The sequence below is a fragment of the Aeromonas sp. R2-1 genome, from assembly GCF_040908425.1.
GTDB lineage: Bacteria > Pseudomonadota > Gammaproteobacteria > Enterobacterales > Aeromonadaceae > Aeromonas > Aeromonas caviae.
In genome coordinates, this window is the sequence record NZ_JBFODR010000052.1 from 1 (window position 1) to 7,032 (window position 7,032).

Consider the following 7,032-nt stretch of genomic DNA (forward strand, 5'->3'; position numbering starts at 1 on the left):
ACCCTGACCCATGCCGCCAACGGCCAGATCCTGCTGTGCGCCCGCCGCGAGGACAAGATCCTGCCGACCGCCGTCATCAAGGAAGCGCTGGCAGAGAAGGTGGAGGCCATCGAGTACGAGCAGGGCCGCGCCCTCAAGAAGAAAGAGAAGGAAGCGCTCAAGGAGGAGCTGCTGCACACCCTGCTGCCCCGGGCGTTCAGCCGTACCGCCAACACCTTCGCCTGGATCAACCCGGCCGACGGCCTGCTTATGGTCGATGCCTCCTCCGCCAAGAAGGCGGACGATGTGCTGGCTCTGCTTCGCAAGTCCATTGGCAGCCTGCCGGTGGTGCCGGTGGCGCTCAAGAACCCACCCGAGATCACCATGACCGCATGGCTGCAAGAGGGAAATCTGCCAGCAGCTTTCACCCTGGAGGATGAATCCGAGCTGCGCAGCGCCATGGAGCACGGCGGGATCGCCCGCTTCAAGCAGCAGGACCTGATGACCGACGAGGTAAAAAACCACCTCGCCAACGACAAGCTGGTCACCAAACTGGCCCTGAACTGGGGTGAGCGAATCAGCTTCGTGCTGGGGGATGACCTCTCCATCAAACGCCTCAAGTTCAGCGAGGACATGCGCGAGCAGAACGACGACATTGCCAGCGAAGATCCGGCCGCCCGCCTGGACGCTGACTTCGCCCTGGTGACCGGCGAGCTCTCCCAGTTCATCCCGGCCCTGTTCAATGCCCTGGGTGGTGAGGAGGCTCCGCTATGACCGACATCACCATTACCGACACCAAGGAGGTCTGGGTGGTTTACACCAACACCGACCTCACCGAGGGGCGTGGGCATCAGTACCCGATCCACGTCTGCGGATCAGCATCCACCGCCGCACGCATGGCGACACGCAAGGGCGTCCAGGGGAGCGACGCCAACGTCAGCAAGGAGATCGCCGTGAAGGTGCGAGGCAGTTGGCTGGCGCCGGTGAGCATCATCGAGCCCAACGACGCAGATCGCCGCGCTGACGCGCTCAACGCCGAGCGGCTGCGCGTTATGGACAAGGCACGGGCTGCCGGCCTGACGGACGACGAAATCAGAATGCTGGGGGATATATGAGCGAACACACCAAGGGCCTGCTGCGGGTGGGCCATTCCGGGGCGGTTGTGGCAGACCACCCCGTCCCAGAAATGAGCGGCAGCGATGCCGTCGAATACTTCGGCGGCCACTTGGTCGCCGAGTCAGTCACCGCCGCCAATGCCCGGCGGCTGGCCGCCTGCTGGAACCTACTGGACGGCTACGACACCAAGGAGCTGGAGGGCGTGAGCCTGGCCGAGTTTGTGGCCAAGCAGGCTTACCTCAAAGAGATGAACACCCATGACGGGCTCAACATCTCCATGTCAGGCATAGCGCTACAGATGGTGGCGGCATCATTCGCCGGACAGTTCAAGGCCAACAGCGCCACCAACTACCTGGAGCTGAGCGGCAGCCACCCTGAAACAGGCCCCTTCACCATCACCATGCAGCGTACCCATGGCCTCACCCCGGCGCAGAAGCTGGCCGCCATGACCAAGCAGCGGGATGTGCTGCGCGAGGCGCTCAATGGGGTGGTGGGCGTGATAAACAACAGCCAGGGCGTGGCAGGCTGGCACCAAAACGGCGCCATCGCCACCTGGGACGAGCTGCTGCCGGAAGTGGCAACTGCCCTCGAATTTGTGGAAGGAGAGCAATCGTGAAGCGATTCAACTGCACACTGGCCGACAAGCGTGGCGAGTTTGGAGAGTGCATGGAGGCCCACAACACTGGGCGCTATGTGCTGTTTTCTGATGTGGAGAAACTGCAGCGACGCATGCAGGAGATGCTGGATAAGAGCAACAGAACCGGCGTGGCAATAGAGCGCGCTATCTCCACCGGCGCTGTTCCGGCAGACCACCCGCTCAAGTCGCGGCTGGAGCTGCTGGCAAACCACCACAAGCACGAGCAGGCACTGGCTGATGGCATGGTGGCCATGGCCGACCAATGCCACCTGCTGGCTTCCCTGCTGCGGGAATTGCGAGATGGCGTTGAGGGGGATTGGTGCTTCCCTGGTGATCTGGACGAGCGCATCGACTCAGCTCTGGCTGTCACCCTATGTGTGCGACTTGATGCAGCGTGTACCGAGGCCGCCACCACCCCGACCGAGCAGGACTACCGCGAACCGCTGGCTGGCCAGGTGCCGGCTCTTGTGAAAGTCCGCACGATCACCGAAAGCCAGGAGTTCGAGCTCACCGCGGTGCTGCAGTCCATCGCCAACGGGTTCAGTGATGACCCGGCGCATGACGCTGCAGCGATGCTCAAGCGGATCGCCGGCGAAGTGCCGTGGACGGGTGACTCCTTCCAGCTTCCACCACGCCAAGGAGGTGAGCCGTGCGCTTCAGAGCCCCCATCATCCAGCCCGGCCTGACCCGCACCGAAGCCGAAGAGACCCGCGCCAGATACCTCCGCATCAACCCCGGCGCCCGGGTCACCATCGACAGCCAACCCGACAATCCCCAGCTCAAGACCCTGATAGCCCACCTCCCCGTACTGCCCCTCCGGCAGGTGCTGGCGCCGGGCTTTATCGGGTACCGCGGCTGGCGGGCATAGACTAATAGTTATGATTGAATCCCAAACAAAGTTATTGCATTATTGGAAATAAATTAATCTCCAATTCACTTTAAATTAAGGGCTTGAAAAATGGCAGGAGTTAATAGGGCGGCTCCCAAAGTCACCGTGGAATCATACGGAATTAATAAATCCATAAGTAGCAATGCAAGCAAACCTTGTATTTTTCTATCTCATATGTCGGCGGATAAAAAACACGCGATAAAGATAGGTGACTACATTATGAAATATGCTGATATGGATATATATCTTGACATATATGATGACGCGCTACAAAACGCAGCCAAGTCTCAGGATGCACAGGCCATAACCAATTTAATTGAAAGAGGGATATCAAGCTCTACACATACAATGTGCTTGGTAAGTGAACATACGGTTAAATCTTGGTGGGTTCCTTTTGAGTTGGGTTATGCCAAGAAATCAGGGGTTGAGCTATGCAGTCTAAAACTAAAAGGCTATGTTGACCTGCCTGAATATCTATCAATAAGTCCAATTTTACTCGGCACTAAAAGTCTTAACTCATATCTTGAGGGTATTGTTTCTAAGTGGAATAACAGTAATAGCCTTTTCAAAGGCAGGGTTACGGCTGATCTAATCCGTCATACAACTACACACCCATTGGATGACACATTGTACTGGTTAGAATAAGGTTAGGAGGGAGTATGAAGCTTAAAAAATGGCTAGAGAATTGGGATATGACATCCTTAAAAATAAAGGCACCATTTCTTGAGATGGATTGGTCACCAAAGGATGAAGATAAGGAGGCTGCGTGGGAGATGTACATAGAACTCTTAACCAGAGTAACGACCCAAAGCTTATCTAATGATACTGGCAATGAAGATGCCGCTCTGAAAAGCGTACACAGCCTGTTCGCTATAACTAGGGATATAATTAAAAAAAATGGTCGCCACTGTATAACATTTACAAAAATTGCTGTTGTAGTGTTAAACCAAGTTATACGACCATTTACATCGAAATGGCACAGAGCCTCGATAGAAGGTGCATTTAGTGATGCCGACAGATGCGCCGAATTCAGAGTGGAACTAAAGGCACTCCAGAACACCTTAATTAAATACACCAAAATGTTGGCTGATATGGCTGATGTTGAGGATCTGACCTCTCTCGAGGGTGAGTAGTCTCACCCACTTAAAAGGCGTGGCTACTCATTCAGAACATGATTGCCGCAAGCTTCATGTTTAGTTGGGATAGCCATACTTCTTCATATCAATAACGGCCCTTCCTTCAATTTACCCGGCGCCCCATCATCTGGGACAGGAGGGCCACGCCATGCAACAACTTCAACTGACCATCGACCAGGACAGCCAGCTTCTCAACGACCTGGTCAGCACCGTGCGCTCCCCCACCCTTTCCCGATCGGCCAAGCTCGCCGAGATCGGCCGCATCCTGGCGCACTTCGACCTGCCTATCGAAGCGCCCCGGGTTGCTGGCCAGCTCTGGAGCGCCACCGAACTGGGCAGGGAGCTGGGGGTGAGCGCCCAGGCCATTGGCCGGCTGGCCAACCAGCATCAACTCAAACGCCCGGCGTTCGGGGAGTACCGCCTTGACCAAGCGGTCAGCAGCAGGAAGCAGGTGGAATGCTTCCTCTACAACCGAGCAGGCCGGGATGAAATAACCAGACTGACGAGGACCAACCAACATGGGAACAGCAACAGATCCGGCACAAAGCCAAATTCAGGGTCAGCTCATCATAATGAAAATGCCTGACGCCATCCCGCTCAGCACCTACCTGAGCACCATCGAGCTCACCGACCGGGACACCATCAACAAGCGGATACAGCGTGGCATCTGGCAACTGGGGGTGCACATCGTCAACGTGGACGGGGTGAAGGAACGTTGGGTCAACATCGCGGAGGTAACCAAGTGGGCAATGAAAAACAGCTCCCACGCGGCGTGACAGTCCGCGGGGAGACGATCAACATCACCTTCACGTTCAAGGGGGTTCGCTGTCGCGAGCCCCTGTCCAACTTGCCAAACACCACCGCCAACGTGCGTTACGCCTCCCGCTTGCTCGGGGAGATACAAGGCAAGATTGAGCGTGGCCAGTTCGCCTACGCCGACTACTTCCCGAAGTCCAAGAAGCTGCGGATGTTCGGTGGTGCCTCGATCGCCGCCAAGGTGGCCGATTACCTGGACGAGTACCTGCAGCGATGTGAGCGCCGGGGGCTGAGCCCATCCACAATGGTTGGGTACCGCAAATGCCACAAGGCGCTGGCCGACCTGCACGGGATCACCGTCTCGGAGCTGACCCCCGCCCAGGTGAAAAACTGGCTGATCCGGGGGGGCACTACCGCCAAGACAGCGCGCAACCGGCTGTCGTTCCTGCGCAGCGCAATCGACGAGGCTGTCACGGATGGTTTGCTCGCATCAAACCCTGTTTCGCTGGTGACCGTTTCCCGATATTTGGACGGGAGTTCAGTTCCCGAACAGGGAGCCAAGGACGTGGACCCCTTCACCCCGGAGGAAGTGGCCGCCATCATCTCAACAGCCCACGGCATCAATGAGCAGTGGGCCAACCTGTTCTCCTTCGCTTTCGCAACCGGGATGCGGCCGTCTGAGCTGTGCGCCCTTCGCTGGGAGGCCATCGACTGGGTCGGTAACACCGTGCAGGTGTCGCGCGCCAAAGTGGTCGGGGTCATCAAGACCACCAAGACCCGGGCCGGGACTCGCACCATCGAGCTGACCAGCGAGGCGCTGGCGGCGCTGACCAGCCAGAAGCGCTTCACCTTCATGCGGGGGGAGTATGTCTTTGACGACCCCAAGCTCAACCAGCCCTGGGCCGGGGCCGACGCCATCAGGAAGAAAGCCTGGCTCTACACCCTCAAGCGGTCCGGCGTTCGCTACCGCCACCTCTACCAAACCCGCCACACCTTCGCCACCGCCAACATCAGCCGCGGCTGCAACCTGTTTTGGCTCTCCACCCAGATGGGACACAAGGGGCCAGAAATGCTGTTTCGGCACTACGGATCCTACCTTGCCGAGTACGACGGCCAGACAGCAAAAGCGCCAATCCTGATCCAAAATCCAACCGGAAAATAAACAAGCCTTATAGTTCAATTGGTAAAGCTGCACAGTCCGGGGGTTCAAATCCCCCCAGCTCCACCAAATACCGGTCCAATAGTGACCAACAAAGTCCAAGAAACCCGCATAGCATAAGGCTTTGCGGGTTTTTTGTTGTCTTACGCTGTCCAATGGGGTGCGTTGCCATCCAGCCCTTTTAGGCATATCGTTTTGTATGCCTTCCGGAGCGTATGCCTATGCCTCGTATCACCCGTCCCTTATCCCCAACCGAGATCAAAGCAGCGAAGCCCAAAGAGAAGGAATACACCCTCTGCGACGGGGCTGGTCTGGAGCTCGTCATCAAGCCTAATGGCTCCAAGTTGTGGCGCCTGCGTTACTACCGCCCCCTAACTAAACAGAGAAACATGATCAGCTTTGGTTCCTGGCCGGAGATGTCGTTGGCTGAAGCGAGAGAGAAACGCTCCGAAGCCAAATCTCTGTTACTGCAAAGCATTGATCCCCAGCATCACCGTGATGAGCAAGCATCCGCCGCATTATCACAGAGCGAGCACACCTTTGAAGCCGTCGCCAAGCGCTGATTTGATGTTAAGCGTCCTTCCGTCACCCCGGCCTATGCCGAGGATCTCTGGCGTTCGCTCGAAATGTATCTGTTCCCCGAGATTGGCACTGTGCCTGTTATGGAGATCAAGGCTCAGAGAGCCATCAAGATCATCGAGCCCATCGCCGCTGCTGGTAAACTCGAAACCGTGCGTCGTCTCACCCAGCGGGTGAACGAGATCATGACCTTCGCCGTCAACTCTGGTCTGATCGATGCCAACCCTTGCTCGGGGATAAGCAAGGTCTTTCAGCGGCCAGCCAAACAGCACATGCCCAGCATCAACCCCAACCAGTTGCCAGAACTGATGAACCGGCTTTCCAAGGCCAGCATCAATTTGCAGACCCGCTGCCTTATCGAATGGAGCCTGCATACCTTGGCTCGCCCCAGCGAGGCGGCCGGAGCCCGGTGGGCAGAGATCGATATGGAAAAGAAACTCTGGCGGATCCCACCAGAGAGAATGAAGAAGCGCAGAGGTCATGACGTGCCCTTGACGCCACAAACACTTGCCTACCTAGACCTCATGCGGCCAATCAGCAGTCATCGTGAATTTATCTTCCCAGGACTACGAAATCCCAAGACGCATACCAACGAACAGACAGCCAATGCCGCTTTGAAACGGATGGGATATGAAGGGACCTTAGTCGCTCATGGCCTGCGAGCCTTGGGCAGCACGACCCTTAATGTGTATGGAGATGGTATTCACCTGACAGTTGCCCACAAAAGGGAGTGGTCATACGGCTTCAAACCGGATAACAAAACGGTACCCCTACCGTGTTA

At 56.8% G+C, this 7,032-nt stretch carries 12 protein-coding genes; all 12 read left to right on the plus strand.

What is annotated here, in order from left to right:
- Positions 1-753, plus strand: a 753-nt coding sequence (gene rdgC, locus AB5Y80_RS18465; RefSeq protein ID WP_368173328.1) for a recombination-associated protein RdgC, incomplete at its 5' end; no start/stop codon positions are given.
- On the plus strand, positions 750-1,094 hold the full coding sequence (locus AB5Y80_RS18470) for a hypothetical protein (RefSeq protein WP_368173329.1): 345 nt from the start codon (positions 750-752) through the stop codon (positions 1,092-1,094). The genes rdgC and AB5Y80_RS18470, both read left to right, overlap by 4 nt.
- Positions 1,091-1,711, plus strand: coding sequence for a hypothetical protein (locus tag AB5Y80_RS18475; protein ID WP_368173330.1), 621 nt, complete (start codon positions 1,091-1,093; stop codon positions 1,709-1,711). The genes AB5Y80_RS18470 and AB5Y80_RS18475 overlap by 4 nt, the downstream gene beginning before the upstream one ends.
- A complete protein-coding gene (locus AB5Y80_RS18480; RefSeq protein ID WP_368173331.1) occupies positions 1,708-2,418 on the plus strand; it encodes a hypothetical protein in 711 nt (236 codons plus the stop codon). The genes AB5Y80_RS18475 and AB5Y80_RS18480 overlap by 4 nt, the downstream gene beginning before the upstream one ends.
- Positions 2,382-2,600 (plus strand): hypothetical protein, encoded by a 219-nt coding sequence (locus AB5Y80_RS18485; protein WP_139750806.1) that lies wholly within the window; start codon positions 2,382-2,384, stop codon positions 2,598-2,600. Before AB5Y80_RS18480 ends, AB5Y80_RS18485 begins: the two co-directional genes overlap by 37 nt.
- Before the next feature lie 90 nt (positions 2,601-2,690).
- Positions 2,691-3,266 carry a toll/interleukin-1 receptor domain-containing protein gene (locus tag AB5Y80_RS18490; RefSeq protein ID WP_368173332.1) on the plus strand — a complete coding sequence of 192 codons (576 nt, stop codon included), beginning with the start codon at positions 2,691-2,693 and terminating at the stop codon, positions 3,264-3,266.
- Positions 3,267-3,280: 14 nt separating this feature from the next.
- Positions 3,281-3,754, plus strand: a complete 474-nt coding sequence (locus AB5Y80_RS18495) for a hypothetical protein (RefSeq protein WP_368173333.1) — start codon at positions 3,281-3,283, stop codon at positions 3,752-3,754.
- Positions 3,755-3,905: 151 nt separating this feature from the next.
- Positions 3,906-4,343, plus strand: a complete 438-nt coding sequence (locus AB5Y80_RS18500) for a hypothetical protein (protein WP_368173334.1) — start codon at positions 3,906-3,908, stop codon at positions 4,341-4,343.
- Positions 4,330-4,533, plus strand: a complete 204-nt coding sequence (locus AB5Y80_RS18505; protein WP_234917510.1) for an excisionase — start codon at positions 4,330-4,332, stop codon at positions 4,531-4,533. Before AB5Y80_RS18500 ends, AB5Y80_RS18505 begins: the two co-directional genes overlap by 14 nt.
- Positions 4,530-5,675 (plus strand): DUF3596 domain-containing protein, encoded by a 1,146-nt coding sequence (locus tag AB5Y80_RS18510; protein WP_368173335.1) that lies wholly within the window; start codon positions 4,530-4,532, stop codon positions 5,673-5,675. Before AB5Y80_RS18505 ends, AB5Y80_RS18510 begins: the two co-directional genes overlap by 4 nt.
- Positions 5,676-5,893: 218 nt before the next feature.
- Positions 5,894-6,235, plus strand: coding sequence for an integrase arm-type DNA-binding domain-containing protein (locus AB5Y80_RS18515; RefSeq protein ID WP_368173336.1), 342 nt, complete (start codon positions 5,894-5,896; stop codon positions 6,233-6,235).
- A 99-nt stretch (positions 6,236-6,334) separates the two neighbouring features.
- Positions 6,335-7,032: tyrosine-type recombinase/integrase (locus AB5Y80_RS18520; protein WP_368173337.1), on the plus strand; the 698-nt coding region annotated here is incomplete at its 3' end.